This window comes from Alcaligenes ammonioxydans, from assembly GCF_019343455.1.
Lineage (GTDB): Bacteria > Pseudomonadota > Gammaproteobacteria > Burkholderiales > Burkholderiaceae_B > Alcaligenes > Alcaligenes ammonioxydans.
This window is the reverse complement of sequence record NZ_CP049362.1, coordinates 98,544-123,375: the sequence shown is the minus strand read 5'-3', so window position 1 is coordinate 123,375 and position 24,832 is coordinate 98,544. Positions and strand designations below refer to the sequence as shown.

At 58.3% G+C, this 24,832-nt stretch carries 23 protein-coding genes; 15 read left to right on the top strand and 8 right to left on the bottom strand.

The window, feature by feature from the left end; genetic code table 11:
- Positions 1-24 precede the first annotated feature (24 nt).
- The 4 genes from FE795_RS00550 to ilvB form a co-directional block, all read right to left on the bottom strand.
- Positions 25-1,302 (bottom strand): TRAP transporter large permease, encoded by a 1,278-nt coding sequence (locus FE795_RS00550; protein WP_003800573.1) that lies wholly within the window; start codon positions 1,300-1,302, stop codon positions 25-27.
- Positions 1,303-1,384: 82 nt separating this feature from the next.
- Complete coding sequence (locus FE795_RS00545) at positions 1,385-1,882, bottom strand: TRAP transporter small permease (RefSeq protein ID WP_003800574.1); 498 nt, start codon at positions 1,880-1,882, stop codon at positions 1,385-1,387.
- Positions 1,883-1,894: 12 nt separating this feature from the next.
- Positions 1,895-2,860 (bottom strand): TRAP transporter substrate-binding protein, encoded by a 966-nt coding sequence (locus FE795_RS00540; protein WP_039943153.1) that lies wholly within the window; start codon positions 2,858-2,860, stop codon positions 1,895-1,897.
- Between the two features lie 110 nt (positions 2,861-2,970).
- Positions 2,971-4,740: a biosynthetic-type acetolactate synthase large subunit gene (ilvB, locus tag FE795_RS00535; protein WP_003800576.1), complete on the bottom strand. Its 1,770-nt coding sequence runs from the start codon at positions 4,738-4,740 to the stop codon at positions 2,971-2,973.
- A gap of 56 nt (positions 4,741-4,796) precedes the next feature.
- Here ilvB and FE795_RS00530 point away from each other — a divergent pair, with 56 nt between their 5' ends.
- The 4 genes from FE795_RS00530 (at position 4,797) to FE795_RS00515 (ending at position 8,815) form a co-directional block, all read left to right on the top strand.
- Positions 4,797-5,597, top strand: coding sequence for an SET domain-containing protein (locus FE795_RS00530; protein ID WP_003800577.1), 801 nt, complete (start codon positions 4,797-4,799; stop codon positions 5,595-5,597).
- Between the two features lie 327 nt (positions 5,598-5,924).
- The gene (locus FE795_RS00525) at positions 5,925-6,446 is read left to right on the top strand and encodes a TRAP transporter small permease (RefSeq protein ID WP_131071141.1); all 522 of its coding nucleotides are present in this window, start codon (positions 5,925-5,927) and stop codon (positions 6,444-6,446) included.
- Positions 6,443-7,744 carry a TRAP transporter large permease gene (locus tag FE795_RS00520; protein WP_059318390.1) on the top strand — a complete coding sequence of 434 codons (1,302 nt, stop codon included), beginning with the start codon at positions 6,443-6,445 and terminating at the stop codon, positions 7,742-7,744. Before FE795_RS00525 ends, FE795_RS00520 begins: the two co-directional genes overlap by 4 nt.
- Before the next feature lie 45 nt (positions 7,745-7,789).
- Positions 7,790-8,815, top strand: coding sequence for a DctP family TRAP transporter solute-binding subunit (locus FE795_RS00515; protein ID WP_003800580.1), 1,026 nt, complete (start codon positions 7,790-7,792; stop codon positions 8,813-8,815).
- A 222-nt stretch (positions 8,816-9,037) separates the two neighbouring features.
- Here FE795_RS00515 and FE795_RS00510 read toward each other — a convergent pair whose 3' ends face one another.
- Positions 9,038-10,540, bottom strand: a complete 1,503-nt coding sequence (locus FE795_RS00510; protein ID WP_003800581.1) for an AMP nucleosidase — start codon at positions 10,538-10,540, stop codon at positions 9,038-9,040.
- 1,014 nt (positions 10,541-11,554) lie between these two features.
- On the opposite strand from FE795_RS00510, the gene FE795_RS00505 reads away from it, so the two are divergent.
- From FE795_RS00505 to FE795_RS00485, 5 genes are all read left to right on the top strand, one after another.
- Entirely contained in the window at positions 11,555-13,720 is a 2,166-nt protein-coding gene (locus FE795_RS00505; RefSeq protein WP_003800583.1) for a malate synthase G, read from the top strand.
- Between the two features lie 271 nt (positions 13,721-13,991).
- The gene (modA, locus tag FE795_RS00500; RefSeq protein WP_219235420.1) at positions 13,992-14,702 is read left to right on the top strand and encodes a molybdate ABC transporter substrate-binding protein; all 711 of its coding nucleotides are present in this window, start codon (positions 13,992-13,994) and stop codon (positions 14,700-14,702) included.
- 11 nt (positions 14,703-14,713) lie between these two features.
- Entirely contained in the window at positions 14,714-15,367 is a 654-nt protein-coding gene (modB, locus tag FE795_RS00495; RefSeq protein ID WP_039943154.1) for a molybdate ABC transporter permease subunit, read from the top strand.
- The gene (gene modD, locus FE795_RS00490) at positions 15,364-16,266 is read left to right on the top strand and encodes a ModD protein (RefSeq protein ID WP_219235418.1); all 903 of its coding nucleotides are present in this window, start codon (positions 15,364-15,366) and stop codon (positions 16,264-16,266) included. The genes modB and modD overlap by 4 nt, the downstream gene beginning before the upstream one ends.
- Before the next feature lie 344 nt (positions 16,267-16,610).
- Entirely contained in the window at positions 16,611-17,618 is a 1,008-nt protein-coding gene (locus tag FE795_RS00485; RefSeq protein WP_003800588.1) for an AraC family transcriptional regulator, read from the top strand.
- Here FE795_RS00485 and FE795_RS00480 read toward each other — a convergent pair.
- Entirely contained in the window at positions 17,615-18,127 is a 513-nt protein-coding gene (locus FE795_RS00480; protein WP_131071139.1) for a 2,4'-dihydroxyacetophenone dioxygenase family protein, read from the bottom strand. The two genes, FE795_RS00485 and FE795_RS00480, sit on opposite strands and share 4 nt — an antisense overlap.
- Before the next feature lie 468 nt (positions 18,128-18,595).
- On the opposite strand from FE795_RS00480, the gene msuE reads away from it, so the two are divergent.
- The 6 genes from msuE to FE795_RS00450 all read left to right on the top strand — a co-directional run bounded on the left by msuE (position 18,596) and on the right by FE795_RS00450 (position 22,482).
- A complete protein-coding gene (msuE, locus tag FE795_RS00475) occupies positions 18,596-19,183 on the top strand; it encodes an FMN reductase (protein ID WP_131071138.1) in 588 nt (195 codons plus the stop codon).
- Positions 19,180-20,340 carry an FMNH2-dependent alkanesulfonate monooxygenase gene (gene ssuD / locus FE795_RS00470; protein ID WP_219235416.1) on the top strand — a complete coding sequence of 387 codons (1,161 nt, stop codon included), beginning with the start codon at positions 19,180-19,182 and terminating at the stop codon, positions 20,338-20,340. The genes msuE and ssuD overlap by 4 nt, the downstream gene beginning before the upstream one ends.
- The gene (locus tag FE795_RS00465; protein WP_131071137.1) at positions 20,337-21,191 is read left to right on the top strand and encodes an amidohydrolase family protein; all 855 of its coding nucleotides are present in this window, start codon (positions 20,337-20,339) and stop codon (positions 21,189-21,191) included. Before ssuD ends, FE795_RS00465 begins: the two co-directional genes overlap by 4 nt.
- Positions 21,192-21,275: 84 nt before the next feature.
- On the top strand, positions 21,276-21,566 hold the full coding sequence (locus tag FE795_RS00460; RefSeq protein WP_131071136.1) for a nucleotidyltransferase family protein: 291 nt from the start codon (positions 21,276-21,278) through the stop codon (positions 21,564-21,566).
- Positions 21,563-21,931, top strand: coding sequence for a HepT-like ribonuclease domain-containing protein (locus FE795_RS00455; RefSeq protein WP_131071135.1), 369 nt, complete (start codon positions 21,563-21,565; stop codon positions 21,929-21,931). Before FE795_RS00460 ends, FE795_RS00455 begins: the two co-directional genes overlap by 4 nt.
- Positions 21,925-22,482, top strand: coding sequence for a recombinase family protein (locus FE795_RS00450; protein ID WP_131071134.1), 558 nt, complete (start codon positions 21,925-21,927; stop codon positions 22,480-22,482). Before FE795_RS00455 ends, FE795_RS00450 begins: the two co-directional genes overlap by 7 nt.
- A gap of 123 nt (positions 22,483-22,605) precedes the next feature.
- Here FE795_RS00450 and FE795_RS00445 read toward each other — a convergent pair whose 3' ends face one another.
- Together FE795_RS00445 and FE795_RS00440 are read right to left on the bottom strand one after the other, a co-directional pair.
- A complete protein-coding gene (locus FE795_RS00445; protein WP_219235414.1) occupies positions 22,606-23,910 on the bottom strand; it encodes an acyl-CoA dehydrogenase family protein in 1,305 nt (434 codons plus the stop codon).
- Between the two features lie 12 nt (positions 23,911-23,922).
- Complete coding sequence (locus tag FE795_RS00440; RefSeq protein WP_219235412.1) at positions 23,923-24,768, bottom strand: MetQ/NlpA family ABC transporter substrate-binding protein; 846 nt, start codon at positions 24,766-24,768, stop codon at positions 23,923-23,925.
- Positions 24,769-24,832 lie beyond the last annotated feature (64 nt).

The following is a 24,832-nucleotide window of genomic DNA, read 5'->3' as shown; positions in this document are numbered from 1 at the left end:
ATGCTCAACAAGGCAGACAATTTATCAACGGTACACCAGGTCCCGAGCCCACAAACTGACTTCTGGCACATAGCTGATCAGCATCAAGCACGCCACCACCACCAGCACAAACGGGATCAGGGGCCGCACCAGCTTTTCCAGGGAAATACCCGCCACCGAGCAGGCCGCAAACAGATTCACGCCAAAGGGCGGGGTCACCATACCCAACGCCAGGTTGACCACCATGAGCACGCCAAAGTGCGCAGGATCAATACCAAACTGTATGGCCACCGGCAGCAGCAACGGGGCCAGCACCACGATGGAGGCTGAGGTTTCAATAAACATGCCCACGACAAACAAAGCGGCATTGACCCCCAGCAGAAACAGGACGGGGCTGCTGAATACGTCCCCCAGCCACGCCCCGAAAGCGGCCGGGATGCCGGTGCGGTTCAGCAAAAAGCCAAACACACCCGCATTGGCGATGATAAACATGATGACTGCTGTCGATACCACCGAACGGTGCAGCACCTTGGACAGGTCCCGCCAGCTCACGCTGCGGTAGACAAACAGCCCCACGACCAGGGCATAGACGACCGCGACCGCCGAGGCCTCGGTGGGCGTGAAGACACCGCCGTAAATGCCGCCAAGAATGATGACCGGCATCAACAAGGCCAGCCAGGACTGGCGAAATGCGGTCCAGACTCCCAGCCGGCCGTGCCCATCCTGCAAACCCAGGCCGTGGCGGCGGGCATACAACCAGACATAGAGCATCAGGGCGCAACCAATCAGCAAGCCGGGACCAAGGCCGGCCACAAACAGCTCGCCTACCGAGGTATCGGTGGACACCGCAAACAAAATCATGGGGATGGAGGGCGGCACGATCACCCCCAGCTCCGCCGCCGAGGCCTGCAAAGATGCTGCAAACGGTGCCGGGTAACCATGACGCACCATCGCCGGAATCAAAATCGCCCCCACCGCAAATGTGGTCGCCACACTGGAACCGGCCACGGCTGCAAAGATCATGCAGGTCAGCACACAGCTGCACGCCAAACCGCCTTGCACGCCGCCCACCAGACTTTTGGCGAACTCCACCATGCGGTTGGACATGCCACCGGCCTCCATCAGGTTGCCCGCCAAAATGAAGAAGGGCACCGCTACCAGAGGGTATTTATCCAAGGCCGCATACAACTGCTGGGCGATAACCAGAAAAGTCATACGCCCGTCCCACGCCACCCCCACCATATTGGCCAGCCCCACAGCAATGGCCACGGGCACCGTCAATACAAAAAACAGCAGCATCGATACCAGCATGATCTGGGACACGATAGGGTCTCCGGTCTAAGCAGCGTCCCGTCTGGCTTGCCCCGTTCGGGGATGCCTTACAAGCCTGCCATCAAGTCTTGAATCAGAGTTGCGTGGCGTCCACCACGGCCGCCGGCGGCTTTTCCATCCATCGGGCCAGCAGCCCCAGCATGGCCAGTACCGCCCCGATCGGAATGGCAATATATACCCAGGAAATGGACCACTCCAGACTGGGCATGGTTTGAAAGCGAACCCGCCATGCCATCTGTCCCCCCAACCAGGCCAGCAGGCCAAAAAAGCCCAGGCAAGACAGCAGCACGGCCACATCCAGCCAATGCTGCGTTCGCGTGCCCACCCATAATCGCACCACATCGACACTGAGCATGGCCCCCTGGCGCAAGGCCAGACACAATCCCAGCATGACGGTCCAGATCAGGGCGGCGCGCGACCAGGCTTCGCTCCAGTCGGCAGGCGACTGGAGAACAAAGCGGGCCACGACCTGATAAAACGCTGCCGCCACCGCCGAGAGCAGCAATAACTGCGTCACCCAGGACACCAGCCGGAACACGCCCTTATCCAGCATGAACAGCAGTGCTTTCATGATGCGGATCGCTTAGGGAGTCTGACGAATGGCCTCGACCAGTTCCTGGCCGAACTGTTTGTAATACTGGGGGTAAACCGGCTCCACCGCTTTGGCAAACGCCGCGTGATCGACCGTATTGACCTGCATGCCCTCGGCCTTGACCGCATCCACGCCGGTTTTTTCAATATCGTCCACATAATCGCGCATGGCCTGGGCCGCGGAAATGCCGGCATCGCGCATCAACTGCTTGTCCTGATCGGACAGGCCGTCATACACCGCGGGCGACATCAGCACCAGGGCAGGGCCATACACGTGCGCCGTCAGCGACAGGTACTTCTGCAATTGCGGCAGCTTGGCCGACACAATGACTGACAAGGGATTTTCCTGCCCATCAATCGTGCCTTGTTGCAAAGCGGTTGCCACTTCGGGCCAGGCCATCGGGGTCGCCAAAATACCGATTTCCCGGAAAGCCGCGATATGAATGGGGTTTTCTGTGGTGCGGATCTTCAAGCCCTTGGCATCGGCCGGGGTAGTGACAGGACGCACATTATTGGTCAGGTGACGGAAGCCTTGCTCTCCCCAGGCCAGTGCCACAATTCCGCGCTTGGGAAACTCCGCTAGCATGTCCTGTCCAATCTTGCCATCGAGCACATGACGGGCATGCTGGAGATCGCGAAACAGAAAAGGAATATCGAACACGCCGGTCTTGGGCACAAAGTTCAGGGTTGCGCCGGTAGAGACAATGGCAAGATCAATCGTGCCCAGCTGCAAGCCTTCAATAACTTCGCGCTCGCCGCCCAAGGCACTGTTCGGAAAGGCCTCGATGGTGTAATTGCCATCCTTTTCCAGTGCGCTGGCAAAGGCCTTGGCACCGGCCCCATAGTGAGAGCTGGTGGACAAGGCATAAGCCAGTTTCAGTGGGGTCTGGGCCGACGCCACCCCCATCGCCAGGCCCAAGCCCAGCATCAATCCCGCGGCCAAAAGACGGTTCTTCATGTGACGGTACATCATGCATGCCCCTCCTGTCTGAATGGATCAGTGTATTTAATGCGCAGTACCCGGGCGGGGACATAGGGGTTTTTACGCCCGTGTCCCCACCAGGCACTTTATTCTTCTACATACCAGTTATCTTCGGACAACATCACCTGTTGATGCCCATAGCCGGCAGGCATCATGGGGAAGCAGTTCTCCAGCGCCAGCACCTCCACGTTCAGAAAGAACGGGCCGTCGTGGGCCAGGCAACGCTCCAGCGCCGCATCCAGCTGATCGGGATGCTCCACGCGCTCGGCTTCCCAACCAAAGGCGCGCGACAAGGCCACAAAATCCGGCATGGCTTCGTTATAGCTATGGCTATAACGACCATCATGAATCAGCTCTTGCCACTGACGCACCATACCCATGTGGCGGTTATTGCACAGAATCACCTTGATCGGCGTGCGATGCTGCACCGCACTGGCCAGTTCCTGAATATTCATCAGTACCGACGCGTCCCCACTGACACACACCACCAGCTTGTCCGGATGTGCAATCTGCGCCCCAAAAGCAGCGGGTATGCCATAACCCATGGTGCCCGCCCCCCCTGAGGTCAACCAACGGCGGGGACGATCAAACTTGATGTACTGCGCTGCCCACATCTGGTGCTGACCGACGTCCGTGGACACGATGGCGTCGCGACCTTCCAGGTGCGCATCCAGGCGCTGCAGCAAATCTTGCGGCAAAATGGCATCGCTGCGCGGGGTAACTTTCAGGCATTCCTGCGCACGCCACACGCCGATGCGTTGCCACCAGTCATTCAGACGGCCTTCGGGCAAGTCGTGGTGGGACAGTTCCTTGCGCAAGGCGCGCAACAAGGGGTAGCAATCACCCACCAAAGCCACATCAGCACGCACCACCTTGTCGATGGAACCGGGGTCGATATCAATATGAATCTTGCTGGCGTGCGGGCAGAAATCGGACAGGCGGCCGGTAATGCGGTCGTCGAAACGCGCGCCCACGCAGATAATCAAATCGGCATGGTGCATGGCCAGATTGGCCTCCAGCGTCCCGTGCATGCCCAGCATGCCCACGAACTGCTCATCACGCGCAGGATAAGCACCCAGGCCCATCAAGGTCAGCGTGCAGGGGGCGCCGGTTTCCTGCACCAGGCTGGTGAAGGCATGGCTGGCATCCGCACCGGAATTGATCAGCCCGCCACCACCATAAAACACGGGGCGTCGCGCATGCGCAATCATGGCAGCGGCACGTTTGATGGCCGCTTCCTGAGCAGGCGCCGGCGCTGCCGGGGCCAGCAGACTGTCGGCCTCGTCCTGGGCAGGTGCCTCGCTGCTGGCAGCAGGCAAGGTAGCAATCTGAATGTCTTTAGGAAAATCCAGCAGTACCGGGCCAGGACGACCCTGGGTACACAGGCGCAAGGCCTTGGCGGTCAGCGAAGCCACATCCTCAATGCGCCGTACCTGCGCATTCCACTTGGTCACAGGACGTGAAATGCCGATGGCATCACACTCCTGAAACGCGGCGGTACCAATTGCCGTCGTCGCCACTTGTCCACTAATGCACAGGACAGGAATAGAATCACACAAGGCATCGAGCAAACCGGAGGTGGTATTGGCCATACCCGGGCCCGATGTCACCAGCACCACGCCAGGCTTACCGGTACTGCGGGCATACCCTTCCGCTGCATGCACCGCAGCTTGCTCGTGACGGACCAGAATATGACGAATTCGCGGTTGGGCATGCAGAGCATCATAGAGCGGTAACACCGCTCCGCCAGGATAACCAAAAATGGTATCTACACCCTGAGCGATCAAGGTTTCGAGCAAGATTTGCGCGCCGTTGTGGGCGGTCGTTTCAAGTGACATGGTTGCGTAGCCCTGCATGTTTTGTAAGATAGAGATCGCCGTCCAGTTTATCCCCTTTTACAGGCTGATTCCCCATGGTCACTCAACGCCAACCCTGGCACGTCGTCAAACCATCCAAACTGCATGGCAATGGCGTGTTTGCGCTACGCGATATCCCTGCCGGGACACGCATCCTGCAATACGCCGGCAAGCGATTGACGCCCGAACAGGCCGATGCCTTGTTTCCAGTCAATCCCGACGAGCCGTTTCACACCTTTTTCTTTGCCCTGAGCAACGGCAAGATCGTGGACGGTGGCCAGGGGGGCAACGATTCACGCTGGATCAATCACTCCTGCGCCCCCAACTGTGAAGGGCACGAGAATGCTGACGGCTCGCGTGTCTTCATTGTGGCCATGCGCGATATCCCGGCCGGGGAAGAGCTTTTGTACGACTACTCGCTGGTCATCGACGATGACATTACCGAGGAGCTCAAGCAGAACTATCGCTGTCTGTGTGGTGCCCCCCAATGTCGGGGCACCATGATCGCGCTGCCCGAGGACCGTGCCCAAGCAGTTGCAGAAGAGCTGCGCGAGGTCGCCGCCGAGCTGGATGCGGAAATGGAGCAGGCACGCAGGGCACCGGTCTCGTCCAGGCAACGCGCAGCGGACCCGCAGACTGATGAGCACCCGGCGCTGCAAGAAGACACAAGGGATCAAGAGGCACCTGACGCTGCGCTGCAGGACACGTCAAACTCAAGCGACAAGGACAAAAAGAGCAAAAAAGACAAAAAGAAGAAGAAAGAAAAGGCCAAAAATAAGGATAAAAACAAGGACAAAAAGTCCTCCAAAAAGGACAAAGAAGGCAAAAAAGGGAAAAAAGATCGCAAAAAAGAGTAAGCTGTCCCCCAGCTTGCATTAGCCCAGGCAGCCTTACCGGCCGCCTGCACCCTTGCTGAACACCCGCACAGCAGGCCCGGCAACACCCCTGCCGGGCTCTTCCAGAGCGCCACACACAGGCCTATCTGTCGTGCCGGGCCAGGTTTTACACCTCATCAGCCAGGCGACACACCACCCCCTATCGCGTGTGTATTCGCCCCTATCCCTATCGTTTCGTCCCCGGCCAATCCTGGCCCGCGGCTGCGTTTGCACCGGGGGAAATTACTCACTGCCAGCCCCGTCCCTGACCGCTAGCATGTAGCTTTATTGCCCGATCTGACAGACCTCATGGATTCAAGTTCTACAGATATATCTACCCATCCCGCCAGCGCGCCGACCGAACCAGGTCCACGCGTTCCCTTGCAACTGGAAGACTGGGCTTCGGTCCTGATCATGGCGACCTTGGCGCTGATTACCTTTGCCAACGTGTTTGTGCGCTATCTGACCGATAGCTCTTTTGCCTGGACCGAGGAAATCTCCATCTTCTTGCTGGTGGTCCTGACCATGAATGCCGGGGCCAGCGCCTGTGTACGACACCTCCATATCCGTATCGAAGTCTTTGCTGATGCGGGGACTCAGCGCCGTCAACGCCGGCTGGCCTTGTTCGGCATTGGCATGAGCCTGCTGTTCTTCATTGGCCTGGCCGTGCTGTCCGGGCGTATGGCACTGGATGAATTCGAATGGGGCGATACCTCTCCTTCGATTGGCGTGCCGACCTGGTGGTACAGCATGTGGCTGCCCATTTTGTCCACCACCCTGAGCCTGCGCTTGCTGGGCATGTGGATGCGTCGCTGGCGGGCCAAGTCATGATTGCTACCTTGCTGTTTGTCATCTTCATCGGCCTGATGCTGGTAGGCGTGCCCGTGGGCGTGTCCCTGGGCATAGGCGGGGCTTTTGCCATCCTGATGTCCAATCTGGATACGCACTGGTTTGGCCTGATGGCCGTACCACAAAGCTTTTATGCCGGCCTGGCCAAGTACCCCCTGCTGGCCATCCCCATGTTCGTTCTGGTGGGCTCTATTTTTGACCGCTCCGGGGTGGCCAGTCGCCTGGTGAACTTTGCGGTTGCCCTGGTCGGCCGTGGCCCAGGCATGTTACCCGTCGTGGCCATTGGAGTGGCCATGTTCCTGGGGGGGATTTCCGGCTCCGGGCCGGCCTGTGCCGCCGCGGTGGGTGCGGTCATGATCGGCGCCATGAAGCGCGCCGGCTACCCTGGCCCCTTTGCCGCCAGTATTGTGGGCGCCGGTGCCGCCACCGACATCCTGATCCCGCCTTCCATCGCTTTTATCATTTACTCGGTGCTGGTGCCTGAAGCCTCGGTTCCCGCCCTGTTTGCCGCAGGCATGTTCCCGGGCATTCTGGCCGGTATCGGCCTGATCATCCCGGCGATCTGGCTCTCGCGCCGCCACAAACTGGGCCTGGCCGAGGCCGAACTGCCCCGGCCGCCCTTCTGGCGCAGCTTGCGCGAAGCCGCCTGGGGACTGATCGCACCGGTCATCATTCTGGGTGGTATGCGCCTGGGTCTGTTCACCCCCACCGAAGCCGCTGTGGTGGCCGTGTTCTACGGCCTGTTCGTAGGCATGGTTATCCATCGCACCATCCAATTTCGCGACCTGTTCTTGATCTTGCGCGAAGCGGCCGAATTATCGGCTGTCATCATGATGGTGGTCGCACTGGCCGGCATCTTTGCCTGGGCGCTGTCCACCCTGAGCATTATTGACCCGGTCACAGATGCAATCATCCACTCCGGTCTGGGTGAGTACGGCATTCTGGCCCTGATGATCGTCATGCTGATTGTGCTGGGCATGTTCCTGGACGGCATTTCAATCTTCCTGATTTTTGTTCCGCTGTTCATGCCGATCGCCTACAACTTTGGCTGGCACCCCGTCTGGTTTGGCGTGCTGCTGACCCTGAACGTAGCCCTGGGCCAGTTCACGCCACCGGTCGCCGTGAACCTGATGGTGGCCTGCCGGATTGCCGGTGTACCAATGGAAAGCACCTTGCGCTGGGTCGGCTGGCTGCTGCTGGGTATGGGTACCACCATGCTGCTAGTCATCATCGAGCCCGACATCGCCTTGTGGCTACCCCGCTACCTAGGCTTTAACTAAAACCGCATTACTGCACATCCACTCATCGAAAGGGAGACCTGATCCATGAAAATACGTCATATTCTGGCTGCTCTGGCCTGTACGGCTGCCACTGTGGCCGTGGTTCCAGCGGCCCAGGCCGCTTACAAATCCGAGTACAAACTATCCATTGTGGTGGGCACTTCCTTCCCGTGGGGCCAGGGGGCGGTGATCTGGTCCGACCTGGTGCGCGAGCGCACCGACGGGCGCATCAACATCAAGATCTACCCCGGCACCTCGCTGGTACAAGGCGACCAGACGCGCGAGTTCACTGCCATTCGGCAGGGCATGATTGATATGGCGGTGGGCTCCACGATCAACTGGTCCCCCCAGATCAAGCAACTGAACCTGTTTTCCTTGCCCTTCCTGCAGCCCGATTCCAAGGCCACCGACGCCTTGATCCACGGCGAAGTGGGCAAGGACCTGTTCGGCTACATTGAGAAAGCGGGCGTCGTGCCGCTGGCCTGGGGGGAAAACGGCTTTCGCCAGCTCAGCAACTCCAAGCACGAAGTCAGCAAACCCGAAGACATGAAGGGCCTGAAACTGCGTGTGGTGGGCTCGCCCCTGTACATGGACACGTTCAGCGCACTGGGTGCCAATCCCACGCAAATGAGCTGGGCCGATGCGCAGCCCGCCCTGGCCAATAAGGCCGTGGACGGCCAGGAAAACCCCTTGTCCATTTACGCCGGCGCCAAACTGTACGACGTGCAGCAGCAATACCTGACCTTGTGGAACTACGTGTCTGACCCACTGGTGTTTGTGGTCAACCGCGAGGTGTGGAAATCCTGGAGCGAAGAAGACCAGAAGATCGTACGCGAAGCCGCGATCGAGGCTGGCAAGCGCGAAATCGAAATCGCCCGTAAAGGCATCACGCCCCAGGACCCTTCCTTGCTCAAAGAAATCGAGAGCCACGGCGTGAAGATCACCACCCTGACGCCAGATCAACACGCAGCCTTTGCCAAAGCCACAGAAGGCGTCGTTGAGAAATGGACCAAGACCATTGGTGAGGATCTGGTGCAGAAGGCACGCGACGCGATTGCCGCCAGCCGCTAAGCAGCTGGTCTGGACCGATTGAAAAAGGGGCAGCGACAGGTCAGAAGGGATGCGATCCTGACCGACCTTCTGCCCGTCGCTGCCGGATGCCTTGAGCAGAGCCGAAAAGACCTGATCCTTGGGGACAGTACGGCCTGATACCGGGCCGCCAAACTGGGCATGACGACAAAACCGGGGTTCTACCCGCTCTGACTGGCCGCCAGAGGCGGCCCCGGCAAACTATTATTGAAATGCCGTTTCCAGAAAGCTGCGCAGCTTGCGCGAATGCAGTCTTTCTTTAGGCATGTCACGTAGCAGCTCCAGTGCCCGGATACCGATATGCAAATGTTGGCCAACCTGGCGCGCGTAAAACTCGCTGGCCATGCCCGGCAGTTTCAACTCGCCATGCAAAGGCTTGTCCGACACACACAGCAAGGTGCCATACGGCACACGGAAGCGGAAACCGTTGGCGGCAATCGTGGCCGACTCCATATCCAGCGCAATCGCCCGCGACTGCGACAGGCGTCGTACCGGCTCGTGGTGATCCCGCAGCTCCCAGTTGCGGTTATCAATGGACGCCACCGTTCCCGTGCGCATGATGCGTTTGAGCTCCCAGCCTGACAAGCCGGCGACCTCAGCCACTGCCTGCTCCAGCGCGACCTGGATTTCGGCCAGGGGAGGAATGGGTACCCAGGTGGGCAAATCCTCGTCCAGAACGTGATCCTGACGTACATAGCCATGGGCCAGCACGTAATCGCCCAAACGCTGGGTGGTGCGCAAACCGGCGCAGTGGCCCAGCATCAGCCAGGCAGCAGGTCGCAAGACGGCCACGTGATCGGTAATGGTCTTGGCATTGGATGGTCCCACACCGATATTGATCAGCGTGATGCCAGAATGATCGGCACGGCGCAAATGGTAAGAAGGCATCTGCGGCGCCCGAGCCAGGGGCGAGCCTGTTGTTGAAGCATTCGCACCTGCGGGGGTGATGATATTGCCCGGCTCCACCAGATCGATATAGCCTTGCTCATCAGCCTGCAGCACTTCACGCGCCCACTGGCAAAATTCGTCCACATAGAACTGGTAATTGGTGAACAAGACAAAGTTCTGGAAATACTCGGGCCGGGTGGCACTGTAATGCTGCAGACGGTGCAAAGAGTAGTCAATGCGTGGCGCGGTAAAGGGAGCCAGCGGCAAGGGCTCGTTGTGGACACGCTCCCAGGTGCCGTTAACAATGGCATCGTCCATATAGGCCAGATCGGGCACATCGAAGTGATCGCGCAAGGTATCCCCTGGCGATTCGGGCACACTCGTCACGGTAGACTGCACGCCATTGTTCAGCGCGAAATGCAGCGGGATGGGCACGGAGGACTCGCCCACTTCCACCTGCACGCCGTGATTGCGTAGCAGCAGCTCCAGCTGCTCCAGCAAGTAATCGTGATACAGGCCGGGAGCGGTAATGGTGGTCATGTACACACCAGGCTCGACCACATGCCCATACGACAGACGGCTGTCCACTTCCTGATAGGTCTCGACTCGCAAACGTACAGCAGGGTAGCAGGCCCTGAAACGCTGCCCGCGTGGAAAACCGGTCTCCAGGCACTGGGCAAAAGAATCACGCAAGAAAGCGGTGTTGCGATCGTAAATATGACGCAACTGTTCCAAAGCCTGGCCGGCGTCCAGATAACCCGTGAATGGAATCAGTTCAGGCGTGGACGTAATACGGGAAAAACCGCTGGGATCAGACATAACAAGTATTCCAAGGGAAAACACAGACAAGCAGATCTGCAAGCATCATAAGCTGTTTATCGTGTCGCCTCCTACACGGCTCCATGACAAATTCAGCCATCTCCGGCCGGCCTTCTTCTTGCTTGCCCGATCGCCTCTCTCCCTTCGGGGGCGCCGTGCTGTCGCGCTTATTCAACCCGATTCCCGCCCGCCACCGTCTGAGCCTGACCGTGGGGCTGCTGATAAACCGAAGTCACCGCCCCTGCCATAGCGACAGTCCAGGACTGGTTTCAGACCAGAGCACAAGGGATGGAGCAAGGAAGAGGGGCCTGGCGGCTACCCCAAATGTACTGACTGGTTTTTGCCTGAACCACAAGCCCCACTGTCCGCCTGATGGACACAGCTATTTGTGATTCTGACGCGAAATTGACTCATCAATCTGCTTGAAATCTGGCCCTTTATCCCGCTTTCGGGCGGATTTCAGGTTTTACCCAAGGCAGTGACAAATCCCACCAAGATCGCTGCCCCTCACGCCCGCATTGGGTGCGAATGGCGCTAAATCAGCGGCTTGGCGAACTGAGCGTGGCTTACATGCCTTGTCGGATATGGCCGCTAATCACCCGGTGCAAGGGCAGGCACTGTCTTCTACCTCATATATAAGACTTGCCCAAAACCAGTAAATACATTAAGTATGTAGTCTTAATACTTTGAGTATTAAATCCAGCTTGCATCAGTCCTTCATAATTTACGTTATTCAACCTGGCAGTGTGTTTGGCATGCGTGTGAGTCATAGTTCGACATCGCGCAAATTGGCTTGCATTTAGGCTGATTTACTATGGGTTAGCGTTTTTTAGTGGTTTTTGCCTTGTGCAATGTGCTCGCCCTCTGATGTCCTTTTTCTCCCGGTGCCGCGCGGGTCAATCTACCCGCGATGTCAGCCTGTTCTGAAGCGCGCTTGACCAGGTAATCGCAGCGAACGAGCCCTTGTGGCCTGCCGCTGTACCGAATCACTTTTAACTATCAGCAAGGGTACACATGACCACTCGAATCTCCTGCCAGCGATTGCAAGTCGCCGAGGTGCTTCATCAGTTCATCGAACAAGAAGCCCTGCCCGGCACAGGTATCTCCTCCGAAGCCTTCTGGGCTGGTTTCGACAAGCTGGTCCATGATCTGGCACCTAAAAACCGCGCCTTGCTGGCCGAACGCGACCGCTTGCAAGTCGAACTGGACAAGTGGCACACGGCCAACCCGGGCCCCATCACCGACATGCCGGCCTACAAGCGCTTTCTGAGCTCCATCGGCTATCTGAAAGACGCGCCTGCCAACGTCAAGGTCAACACCGCCAACGTCGACACCGAAATCACCGAGCAGGGCGGCCCCCAGCTGGTCGTACCTATCATGAACGCCCGTTACGCGCTGAACGCTGTGAACGCACGTTGGGGCAGCCTGTACGACGCGCTGTATGGCACCAACGCCATTCCCGACACCGACGGTGCCCAGCGCGGCGGTGGCTACAATGCGGTGCGTGGCGCCAAGGTCATCGCCTTTGGCCGCCAGTTCCTGAACGACACCATTCCTCTGGCCCAGGGCAGCCATGACCAGGCAACCTCCTACACCATCGCTGATGGCGCCCTGCGCGTCACCCTGGAAAATGGCGGCACCACCGGCCTGAAAGACACCTCGACCCTGCTGGGTTACCGTGGTCAGCCTGATGCGCCTGAAGCCATCGTATTCCTGCACAACGGCCTGCACTTTGAATTGCAGATCGACCCCAACAGCCCGATTGGCAAGACCGATCCGGCTGGTGTGAAAGACATTGTTCTGGAAGCCGCGCTGACCACCATCATGGACTGCGAAGATTCCGTGGCTGCCGTGGACGCTGACGACAAGGTCCTGGCCTACCGCAACTGGCTGGGCCTGGTTACCGGTTCGCTGACTGAAGAAATCAAGAAAGACGGCAAGGTCTTTACCCGTCGTCTGGCCGACGATCGCCAGTACACCGATCTGACGGGCACCACCCAAACGCTGGCTGGCCGCTCGCTGATGTTCGTGCGTAACGTCGGTCACCTGATGAGCAACCCTGCCATTCTGGATGGCGAAGGCCGTGAAATCCCAGAAGGCATTCTGGATGCCGTGGTCACCACCCTGATCGGCATGCGTGATCTGCAGCTGAAGAAGAACTCGCGCAGCGGCTCGCTGTACATCGTCAAGCCCAAAATGCATGGTCCTGACGAAGTGGCGTTTGCCAGCGAAATTTTTGATCGTGTGGAAAGCCTGCTGGGCCTGGCTCCCAACACCGTCAAGCTGGGCATCATGGACGAAGAGCGCCGCACCAGCGTGAACTTGAAGGCAGCGATTGCTCAGGCCACCGAACGTGTTGTGTTCATCAACACCGGCTTCCTGGACCGCACCGGCGATGAAATCCACACCTGCATGCGAGCGGGTGCCGTCGTGCGCAAGGCCGACATGAAACAGGCCGAGTGGCAGCCTGCCTACGAGCGCAATAACGTTCAGATCGGTCTGCAATGCGGTCTGCGTGGCCGTGCCCAGATCGGTAAAGGCATGTGGGCCATGCCCGACCTGATGGCTGAAATGCTGGAGCAAAAGATTGGTCACGTGAAGGCCGGTGGCAACACCGCCTGGGTACCATCGCCTACCGCTGCCACGCTGCACGCCTTGCACTACCACCAAGTCAACGTGGTCGACGTCCAGAAGGGTCTGGAAGGCGACACCAACGACTACCTGGACAGCATCCTGACCATTCCCGTGGCGACGGACACCAACTGGTCCGCCAAGGAAATCCAGGAAGAGCTGGACAACAACGCCCAGGGCATCCTGGGTTACGTGGTGCGCTGGATTGACCAGGGCGTGGGCTGCTCCAAAGTACCGGACATCCACGACGTCGGTCTGATGGAAGACCGCGCGACCCTGCGTATCTCCAGCCAGCACATTGCCAACTGGCTGCTGCACGGCATCGTTACCCACGAACAAGTGGTTGAAACCCTGCAGCGCATGGCCGCAGTGGTGGACCAGCAAAACGCGGGCGACCCTGCCTACCAGAAGATGGCCGGCAACTTTGAAGGCTCCTTTGCCTTCCGCGCCGCTCAGGATCTGGTTCTGAAAGGTCTGGAACAGCCTAACGGCTACACCGAGCCTTTGCTGCACCAATGGCGTCTGGCATTCAAGGCCGCTCAAGCCTAACGCACACCATGTCACCCGGAGTGTCACTCCGGGTGGGGGTGCCCCCCAAAATCCCCATCTTACTGGTTCAGGATGGGGATTTTTTTCGCCTTCTGTTTCCAGCTTTGCGGCAACGAGAAACGTGCATCGTCGCTGGGCACAAGCCGCTTTTCCCAGTTTTCAAGCAGGTTTGAGTCTGGTGGCTCCGGCCCCAGCGCGTGGCGAACATCCCTGTCAGCCCTCTCTCGTTATAAACTAAAGCTCATAACGAAATTTAGCGACAGGATATTCGATGAAATCTTTGCTGTTTTCCGCCGCTTGTCTGCTGGCGATCACCACCACGGCCCACGCTTCCGACCTGCTGATTGCCACCGGCGCAGGCTATCGCAAACCCGTCACCGAACTGATTCAAGCCTTCCATAAAGAAACCGGCCTGACGGTAGAGAGCAGCTTTGGCAATATGCAACAGGTTCGCGCCCAGAGCGAGCAAAATCCAGACATTGCCGCCATCATTGGCGACCGCTTTTTTCTGGAACCCATGGGCATTGCCCAGCAGTTCGTGAACATCAGCCAGGGCGCCCTGATGCTGGCCGTGCCCAAGGGCAAGACCATTGATTCCATCCAGGATTTACAGCAGCCCAGCTACGCACGCATCGCGATTGGCGATGCCAAGAAAACGGTTTATGGCCGCGCCGCCACCACCTGCATGGAACGTGAAAAAGTCCACGCCGATGGACGCACCCTTGAAGTCGCCATGCTGCCGCAAGTGTCGGCTTATTTGCTGAACGGCGAAGTGGATGCCGGTTTCATCAACCGCAGCGAGGCGCTGGCCCACAAGGACAAGCTGGGCACCATCCTGCCCCTGCCAGCCTCCTGCCACGACCCGATCGATCTGAGCCTGGCCATACTCAAGAACCGTCCTGCAAACCCCGCGCTGCAATCCTGGACCCAGTTCCTGGGCTCGGGCACGGCCAAATCCATTCTTGAGCGTCACGGTCTGTAATGTCTGCCTGGATGAGCTGCTCCAGCAGCTCACTGGGCCTGAGTGTGTCTGTGCTGGCCGCCACCCTGGCGGCACAGCTGGTGCTAGGGCTGGCACTGGCCTGGGTTCTGGCCAGAAAACGCTTCCCGGGCCACGGATTACTGGATTCGCTGGTGAGTCTGCCGCTGGTTTTTCCGCCGATTGTCATCGGCTATTTGCTGCTGCTTGCCTTGGGCAGGCAAGGCTGGCTGGCCAGTGCCACCGGCTGGTCGCCCAATATTGTTTTTCAGCCGGCGGCCTTGTTGATTGCCGCATTTATCGCCGGGCTGCCTTTAATGGTCAAACCTGTGCAAAACAGCATGAACAGCCTGTCGCCACGGCTACGCGAAGCCGCGGCCACACTGGGCCACGGCACTTGGTCCTACTTCTTCCGGGTGGAGCTGCCCTTGCTGCGACCCGCCCTGGCCACGGGCCTGATCCTGTCCGGTGGCAGGGCGCTAGGCGAAGTCGGGATATCGCTGATGGTGGGGGGCAATATCGCAGGCCGGACCGAAACCCTGACTTTATCCATTTATAACGCCGTCCTGGATGGCAACACAGATTGTGCCAATGCGCTGTCCTGCTTACTGGGTCTGACGGCATTAGCCTGCTTTTGGGCGCTGCGGCGCTACGGGAATCAACAATGACGGTTTTTTTTGAACAAAGCCAAATCGACCAATGGATTGGCGAGGATGCGTCCTACCTGGATCTGACCAGCCATATGCTGGGCCTGCACAAGCAGAACACCACACTGCGTTACGTGGTCCGTGAGCACATTCGCGTGGCGGGCACAGAGGAGGTAGCCGAGATTGTGCGCTCTTGCGGCGGGCAGACCCAGCACTACACCCCCAGCGGCGTGGCAGCCTTGCCCGGTCAGACGGTCCTGCTGGCCCAAGGCTCGGCTCAGTCCCTGCTGCGTGCCTGGAAAGTCGGCCAGAACCTGCTGGAGTTTGCCTGTGGCATCGCTACCCTGACCCAGCAAGTCGTGCAGGCCGTGCAAACAGTCAATGCCTCGGTAGCCGTGCTGACCACCCGCAAACATGCCCCCGGCGTACGCAAGCTGGCCTTGAAAGCCACCCTGTCGGGCGGGGCCATGCCGCATCGTCTGGGCCTGGGGGAAACTATTTTGATCTTCCCGCAGCATCGAGCACTGATGGGCGGCTGGGAAGAAGTCGGCCGTGCGATTGCCCACCACAAATATGCCTTGTGCGAGAAGAAAATCGTGATCGAAGCGGCGGATCTGCGCGAAGCCTATAGCGCCGCCCAGGCGGGCGCGGACGTGGTGCAGTTCGACAAGATACCGCCCGAAACCCTGATGCAAATCGTACCTGCATTGCGCAAGGCCCATCCTACGCTCACCATTCTGGCTGCGGGCGGGATTCATGCCGGTAATGCCGCCGCCTATGCCGCAACGGGCGTGAACGCTCTGGTAACCAGCAGTCTGCACTACGCCAAACCAGCAGACATTGGTGTGCAAGTCAGCCTGACAGAGCCAGCACAATCGCAAGAGCCGCTTGTCATGAGCAAAATGGAAGGGATGGCATGAAACAACACCCCAGATCACGCTGTGTCAGCCAGTGTCGCAAAAAAAGGCCGGCACGAGAATGCCCACGCCATGACAATGCTAAAAGCACCTTCATGAGCCAGAAAGAGCAGTGGTCAAAGCGCAGCCTCCTCTGACTCCTACAAGCCTGGATAACTTCATGGAGAAACCAGTAGTTTTATTTAAACTTAAACCAAATAACCAAAAAGGTTAGTCTTTTGTAAATAAAGGATATTTCCAAACCCATCTGCCCTGATAAGGGATAGCCCCCATGCCCGCCAAATCGGGCAACTTCTACACTAGGCACTGTTCACGCGCCTTCTTACGTTCTGGAACAGGGGTTCCCCATGCCGGCAGAAAATGGCCTGGATCTGTCGGTGTTGTACCGTCATCCAGTCTTTCATTCACACAGCGCCGAGCTGTCCCATCAACCGTTGAGTCGAGCCATTTCCAGGCATGCCCTGAACTGGGGCCGAGGGCGCATCAACACCCGTCTGTATCGGCGTGATATTGATCAGATCAGCGTAATGAAACTGGGCTATGGCGCCGAAGTGGAAATCCAGGCCGACGCCTTTGGAGATTTCTGCCTGGTGCAGATGGCATTGCAGGGCACGGCCGAATTTATCAGCGACGGGCATCACAAGCTGACTGCCTATCCGGGTGATATTGCGGTAGTTTCCCCCCGCCATCATGTGCGCACCTTGTGGCAAGCCGGTTGCGAACAGTTGATCGTGAAAATCCCCTACAGCCTGTTTGATGGTGTGGGGCATCAGACTCTGGCACAAGAGGGCATGACCCGAGGCTGTGTCTACAAGCTGGACCCCTGTAGGGGCCCGCAATGGGCCAACCTCATCCAGCACCTGCTTCTGCTCCCGGCGCAGAACGGCGACCGCTCAGCCAGCTGGACGCAGCATATTGAAAGCAGCCTGGCCTTATTCCTGCTGTGTCATCCAGCCGATGAACAGGCTGCCCAGGTTCTGGTGGATGAGTCCATGGGAGCCGCAGCCCGGGCAGGGAAAATGCGTCTACTCCAGGCCAGGAACTATGTGCTGGCGCATTTGCACAGCAACATCTCACTGGATGATCTGGCTCAGGCAGCAGGTGTGAGTCCCCGCTTCCTGCATCTGCTGTGCCGTCGCCACTATCAGCTATCTCCCATGAACTGGGTGCGTAATGTGCGACTGGATGCCGCTCATCAGGTTCTGAAAACCCGTCCCCGCCCCAACGTCACCGATGTCGCACTGGCGCATGGTTTTGGGCATCTGGGCCGCTTTTCTGCCTACTATCAACAGCGCTTCAAGGAGCTGCCCCATCAAACGGGGCAGACCCGGCACACAAGCCTCAAACCGTCTTAGATGAACATGGACTGGTTGATGGGCAGATTGTGCTTCTTACAGTAGCTGGTGTAGTGATCGATCATCCAGAACACGTCAATAATTTCCAGAATGTTGTCGTTCTCGTCCAGGAACTCGATGGGCGTGCCCAGGTGAAATAGGGTTTCCATGCCTTCGTCCGACACCAGGGTGTGAGTGCGACCGGGGCTTTCGTGGATGTAATGACCGGCACGGGCCACCCAATCGTATTCCTCGTAACGCAGGCTGCCGGACAGGATGTAGCCGGTCACCACGGCGCGGTGACGGTGACGACCCAGGGAGCCACCCTTGTCGGCACGCATAATGTGCACCGAGGTGTTGTTGCGAATATCAAAGCTCAGATGACGCAACCAGATATTGGGGCCGAAAGGAATCCAGGGGGAGGTTTCTTCAGACGTATCGAAGTGGCCTTCAACCAGAGCGTATGCGTCGCGTACCTTGTCGATACGCTTTTCGATTTCGATATAGGGCGGGGGGCTGTGTTGAGTCATGGTTTGTCTCTCTCTTGGAAATAAAAACCGCTGTGTTTGCCACACAGTCGGGGGCCAATCCCTCCTGATTGGCCTGTTTTTATTCTAAAAATTCATTTGCCGCCAAACTATCCAACTCTGGCACAAGCAGATGGCCCACTATCCAATTCTGGCACTCCTGCATCAGACCTGTCTGTCCGCACCCCAAACGCACCGCTCAAAATCTGTGCTCCCGTCTTTTGCCTGATACCTCATAAGGTTTGCATCGCGGTTCAAGGGTATGCCACTTGGCAGCACATTTTTTCACATTCAAGCCTACTGATTTTCATAAGCAAATCAAAAGACTAAGGGCGCAGGTCAGCCATAAACACATGAGCGAATTGTCTTTCGTGGCAGCAACGATCAGGCATGTAATACCAGACATTGACTCGCACAGGTGCCCCCGTTTTCTGGTGGCACCTTGTCCTGATTTCACTGCAAGGAATTGCCATGAGCCGCCCTCTGAAAACCGTTATTGTGAATGGGAGCCTGCACCGTCCCTCCCGCACGCAAGTGCTGCTGGATGCGCTGCGCGACACACTGAACGACCAACTGGCACTGGACGTGCAACACATCGAGCTGGTCAGCCTGCTGCCCGAACTTGGCGCGGCCCTGTCCACCGACGCCTTGCCCGCCCATGCGCATCAGGCCATCACCGCCATTGAGCAGGCCGACTTTCTGATCGTGGGCTCGCCCATCTTTCGCGCGGGCATTCCGGGCCTGCTCAAGCACCTGTTCGATCTGGTCGACATGAATGCCCTGAACGGCACGCCTGTACTGCTGGCCGCCACTGGCGGCAGCCAACGCCATGCCCTGGTCATCGAACATCAGCTGCGTCCCCTGTTCAGCTTCTTCCAGGCGCTGACCCTGCCCATCGGGGTCTATGCCACGCCCGAGGAGATTCAGGACGGCGAAGTCACCAGCGCCGCCCTGCAACAGCACATCCAGCGCACCGTTGATCTGGCCGTGCCGGTACTGCACAGTATTCAAACGCGTTTGCCGCTGCGAAACTCTGTTCTGGAGGCGCAGGCAGCATGAGCCAAATCACCTCCACCACACCCGATATTTTCTGGTTCCTGCCCACCTCGGGCGATACCCGTTATCTGGGCAAATCCGACTTTGGCCGCGCGCCTACCAACGAATATCTGCGCAGCATTGCCGTCACCAGCGAGAACCTGGGCTACGACGGCTTGCTGATTCCTACCGGCGCCTCTTGCCTGGACCCCTGGGTGGTGGCGGCCAGCCTGGTTCCTGTTACCCAGCGCATCAAGCTGCTGGTGGCCCTGCGCACCTCTTTGGGCGCGCCAGTCGCCAGCGCACGTCAGGCAGCGTCCTTGGACCAGGCCCTGCATGGCCGTTTGCTGCTGAATGTGGTGCCTGGCGGCGATGCCACCGAACTGGCAGCCGAAGGCGTATTTCTGAACCATGATTCCCGCTACGAATACGCCAATGAATATCTGACGATCTGGCGTCAATTGCTCTCTGGCGACACCGTGAATGTTCAGGGCAAGCACTTCAAGGTGGAGAATGGCCGCAACTTCTTCCCGCCCGTGCAAAAACCCTATCCGCCCTTGTACTTTGGTGGCTCCTCGGACGCCGCACACGAGCTGGCTGCCGAGCACGTCGATGCTTACCTGACCTGGGGCGAGCCCCCGGCTGCGGTGGGCAAGAAATTTGAGGACATCCGCCGTCGTGCCGCCGCCCGTGGCCGCACAGTAAGGCTGGGTGTACGCCTGCACGTAATCGTGCGCGAAACCAATGAGGAAGCCTGGGCCGAGGCGGATCGCCTGATCAGCAAATTGACGGACGAGGACATTGCCAAGGCGCAGGCCAATTACGCCAGCATGGACTCGGTAGGCCAGAAACGCATGGCCGCCTTGCATGGTGGCCGACGCGATCAACTGGAAGTCTCGCCCAATCTGTGGGCAGGCGTAGGGCTGGTACGCGGCGGAGCAGGCACCGCCCTGGTAGGCGATGCCCAGACCGTGGCCCAGCGCTTGCAGGAATACATGGACCTGGGCGCGGACTCCTTTGTGCTCTCGGGCTATCCGCATCTGGAAGAGTCCATCCGCTTTGCCGAGCTGGTGTTTCCCCTTCTAGGCAAGCGTGCCGTCACCGTCCGTGATCGTGCCCAGACCGGTGGCGCCTTTGACGCGCGCGGCGTTCAAAACCAGCAACTTTCTTCTGCATTATGAGCCAAAAAATAATCGATCTACGCTGCCGACCTGCCTTTCTGCACAAGTTTTTCGGAGCCGAACCCGGCTCACCGGAACATGCCACTGCGCGTTGGCTGAATCGCCGTGTCGGCACTCGTGGCAGCGATACCCACTTTGAAAGATCGCTGAGTCAGGAAGGATTTCTGGAAGAAGTACGCCAGGCCGGGCTGAGCAAAGCGGTCGTCGTCGGCCGCCACACGCCATCACAACAGTTGCCCAACGACACCATTCACCAGATCGTGCATGGGCACGAAGCATTGCTGGGCATTGCCGGTATAGACCCGGCTCTGCAAGGCGAGCAGGAGGCCCTGGCCGAGGCGGAACGCGCCATCAAGGAGCTGGGCTTGTCCGGCATTGATATCGAGCCGGGTTTTGGTGTGCCGGCACGTCATCCTGATGATCCCATTTACTGGCCGGTTTACGAGTTGGCCCGTCACCTGAACGTGCCCGTCTTTTTGATGAGTGGCCCTACCACGCCAGACCCACGCTACAACGACCCGGCTGGTCTGGCCAAAGTGGCCAAAGCCTTCCCGGACCTGCCTTTGGTGGTCTATCACGGCTATTGGCCCAATGTGCAACAGGCCATAGGCCTGGCCTTTCTGCACGAGAACGTGCATCTGGTGCCGGATATGTACATTTTCCAGCCAGGCAATGAGGGCTATGTGCAGGCAGCCAATAGCTTCTTGTCCGAGCAATTGCTGTTTGGTTCGTCCTATACCTTCCGCCCGATTCGCCAGAGTATTGAAGACTTCCAGCAGCTGGGTTTCAAGGATGCGATTCTGGACAAGCTGTTTTATGGCAATGCGGCCAGGTTGTTTCAACTCTCGTAATAATTTCGATCTGAGAAACCAGGTCTTGAAATCCCATTCTCAATAACTTACCATTTTGATGAGTTTTGATAACAAGGGATGACCATGCGACCATCTGTTGTGCTCGACATGAACCGAGATGCAGTGCGTGAAGCCGTAAGCCGCTTTCGCACGGCGAATCCACGCGTCTTCGGCTCAATCCTACATGGCACCGACCAGGATGGCAGCGACATTGATTTGCTGGTTGACGCACTGCCTGGTGCGACGCTGTTCGACCTGGGAGGCCTGCAAGACGAGCTAGAATCGCTGCTTGGTATTCACGTCGATTTGCTGACGCCCGGCGACCTGCCGCCTAAATTCCGGGCCAAAGTGCTTGGAGAGGCGCAACCGGTATGAGCAAGTACCGTCTTCCGGATTACCTTGACCACATGCAGCAAGCTGCAGCCGATGCATGCGGTTTCATAGAGGGCCTGACCAGAGAAGATTTTCTTGAGGACAAACGAACCCAGCAAGCCGTCATCATGAGCCTTATCATTATTGGCGAGGCTGCTACGAAGGTAATCGATGGCTATATCGAATTCACTCAGACACACGAACAAGTACCGTGGCGTAATATGCGCGGTATGCGCAACCGCATCGCCCACGGCTACTTCGACGTCAACCTCGATGTGGTGTGGGACACCGTGCAGACAGCACTACCGGAGTTGCTTCAACAGTTACTTGCCGTTCGTCAGGATGCAGACGGCGACACGCCATGCTGATCGGCTATGCGCGCGTCTCGACGCAAGATCAGAACCTTGAATTGCAATGCGAAGCTTTGATTCAGGCCGGGTGCCAGAAGGTCTTTGAAGACAAGGTAAGTGGCACACGAGCAAATAGTCCAAACTTGGTCAAAGCGCTCGAAATGCTGCGCGAGGGCGACACATTGGTGGTCTGGAAACTGGACCGCTTGGGCCACTCAGTCAAGCAACTGGTCGATCTGGTCAACGAACTGCGCACACAAGGTATCCAGTTCAGAAGCCTCACCGACTCCATCGACACCAGCACGCCGTCTGGTCGGTCCTTCTTCCACGTCATGGCCAGCCTGGCCGAGATGGAGCGCGAACTGACAATCGAACGTACCCGTACCGGGCTGGAAGTCGCCAAGCAGCTTGGCCGCAAGGGTGGTCGCAAACCCAAGATGAACGACAACAAAATCAAGTCAGCCAAGAAGCTGCTGGCCAGCGGTGTACCACTCAAGGACGTGGCCAAGAACCTGGACGTATCCGTTCCTACGCTTTATCGCTGGGTGCCAGCCTCATCACGCGCTTAGCGTACTATTTTGTCGTTGATTTACCCTGAAAGGCTGCGCGCTCACAGCTGACAACATAAAGGGCACGATTAATTCGTGCCCTTTATGTTTCCAAGAGGCGGCCCCGCCTCTGGCCGCATCGGCTCAACTCTCCTTCGTCCCCACATGCCAGTAATACACTGGCTCGGCCTCGTTCAACAAAATATCCCCCACCGAACGGGCCTTGTAGATCACCGGATTGTGCGAGGCCAGAGCCCGCGCATTACGCCAGTGTCTATCCAGACGACGGGATTCCTCCAGGGCCGTGGAACCACCCACGTCGAATAGACGCGTGGCCGCCCGCAAAACCGGCTCCACCACCGCCACTTGCGCCTGTGCCGTTCGCAGTTCCAGGGCATCCAAAGTCTCGCGGGGAACCGCCACATCCGCCCGCCGCTGATCCGCAATATTCTGCAAATGAGCCGCCACATCACGCACCGCCAGCTGGGCAATATAAGCCGTGCTGGCCAGCTCGCCCACGATATGCTGCACCAAAGGATCATCCTTGGGCAACGCCGCACTGCCGTGGCTAAAGACACGTTTGCGCGCCTGTACATAAGCCACCGCATCCCGCTGCAAGGCTTGGGCGATACCCGCCAAGGTCGCCAAATGCACCAGCTGAAAATAGGCCACCAAGGGGGTGGGTCCCTGATGCGGGAAACGGATGATGGCGCTCTCGGGCACGAGCACATCGGTCAGTACCGTTGTACCGGACCCCGTCAGCCTTTGCCCAAAACCATGCCAGTCATCCAGACGCTCCACCCCTTCCTGATTGGTGGCCACCACGGCATGTACCGTTTCATCCTCCTGCTCCGTCCCGGTACTGCGGGCCACCACCGTGACCCAATCTGCGTACAAGGTGCCTGTGCTATAGAACTTGCGGCCATTCAAACGCCACTGTCCGGCCTGCTCAGGATCAGGTTCCAGCGTGGTGTGCAGTTGCCCGACAGCACCCAGGCCAGTCTCGGTGGTGGCATTGCCAAAAATCGCTCCTTGGCCTGCCAGCGGCAGCCATTGCGCTTGCGTAGTCTCATCCCGATCAATCAACAGTCGATCGATGAAGCCAAAATGAGGCCGCAGAATTTGAGCGACGTTTGAATCCGCCGCGGCCAGTTCCTGAAACAGCTCAAAGAACACCGGGATGGAAACCCCACTGCCACCCCATTGGGGCGGTACACGCAGAGCCGTAAAACCGCTATCTTTCAGCCACAGAATGGGCGCATAGGCCAAGGTACGGGTATGCTCGCGCTCCGCAGCGGTATCGGCAATGCGCTGAAAGAGGGCGCTGAAACGGGCACGCAAGGTGCTCAGATCGGAAACACGCACACGGTCAGGCGCTGCCTGCGCCTTTCTTGCAAAAGACGACGCTGGCGCAGTATCCGAGGCAAAAACGGCAGTGTCAGTAATCATGATGTTCAGCCCTCAAGGAGCCTGCGTAATGGAGGCATGGCCGGCCGTTTGCCACGGCAAGGAATACAGCTTCCTGTCACCCGCAAAAGACCGGTCAATCTGCGCGGCTACAGCCGGAGAGTGTTGATAAAGATCCACAAACTGGCGTATGCGCGGATCATCTCTATGGCCGCTCCGCGCGACAAAGCGGATGGCGTAGTACAGGTCATCTACCGTGGAATACTGCAAGGCCTTGCTGGCCAGCTCGGCCTGCCCGGCGTTCACAAAATGGGCTGGATAGCCTTGGACCAAGGGCAGGTCATCGGCTGCGCGCACCAATTGCGGCCCTTCGACTTCCACAATGCGCAGCTTTCTGGGGTTGGCCGTCACATCATGAATCGAGGCACGCGCAGCTGCCCCCTCTTTCAGCTGAATCAGGCCAGCCGTCTGCAAAAGCAGCAGGCCGCGCGCCTGATTCACCGGATCACTCGCCACCCCAACAGAAGCGCCTTCGGGCAGCGCATCCAAGGACGAATACTGCTTGGAATACAAGCCAATATTGGGCAATAAACCATAAGCCACACTTTCAATGGCATAGCCGCCTTCCTTGACGGCATTGTCCAGGAAAGCCTGATGCTGGAAGTAATTCAAATCCAGATCCCCGGAGGCCAAGGCCGTATTGGGCGTGGTCCAGTCGGTGAACTCAATCACCTCGACCTCCAGGCCCTGTTTCTTGGCCTCCTTGGCTGCCACGGCAACAGAATCGGCCAAAGAGCCGGGCGTGACGCCGATTTTCAATGCAGCAGCAGACACATGGCCCGCTAGGCTCAAAGCTGCCAAGGCAAACACGGCACGAATAGAAAAACGGGCAAACAACATGGTCCTGACCTTATAAAAGGGGTCGTAAAAAATGATTCAACGCAGCAGATACTGGCTCTTTCTC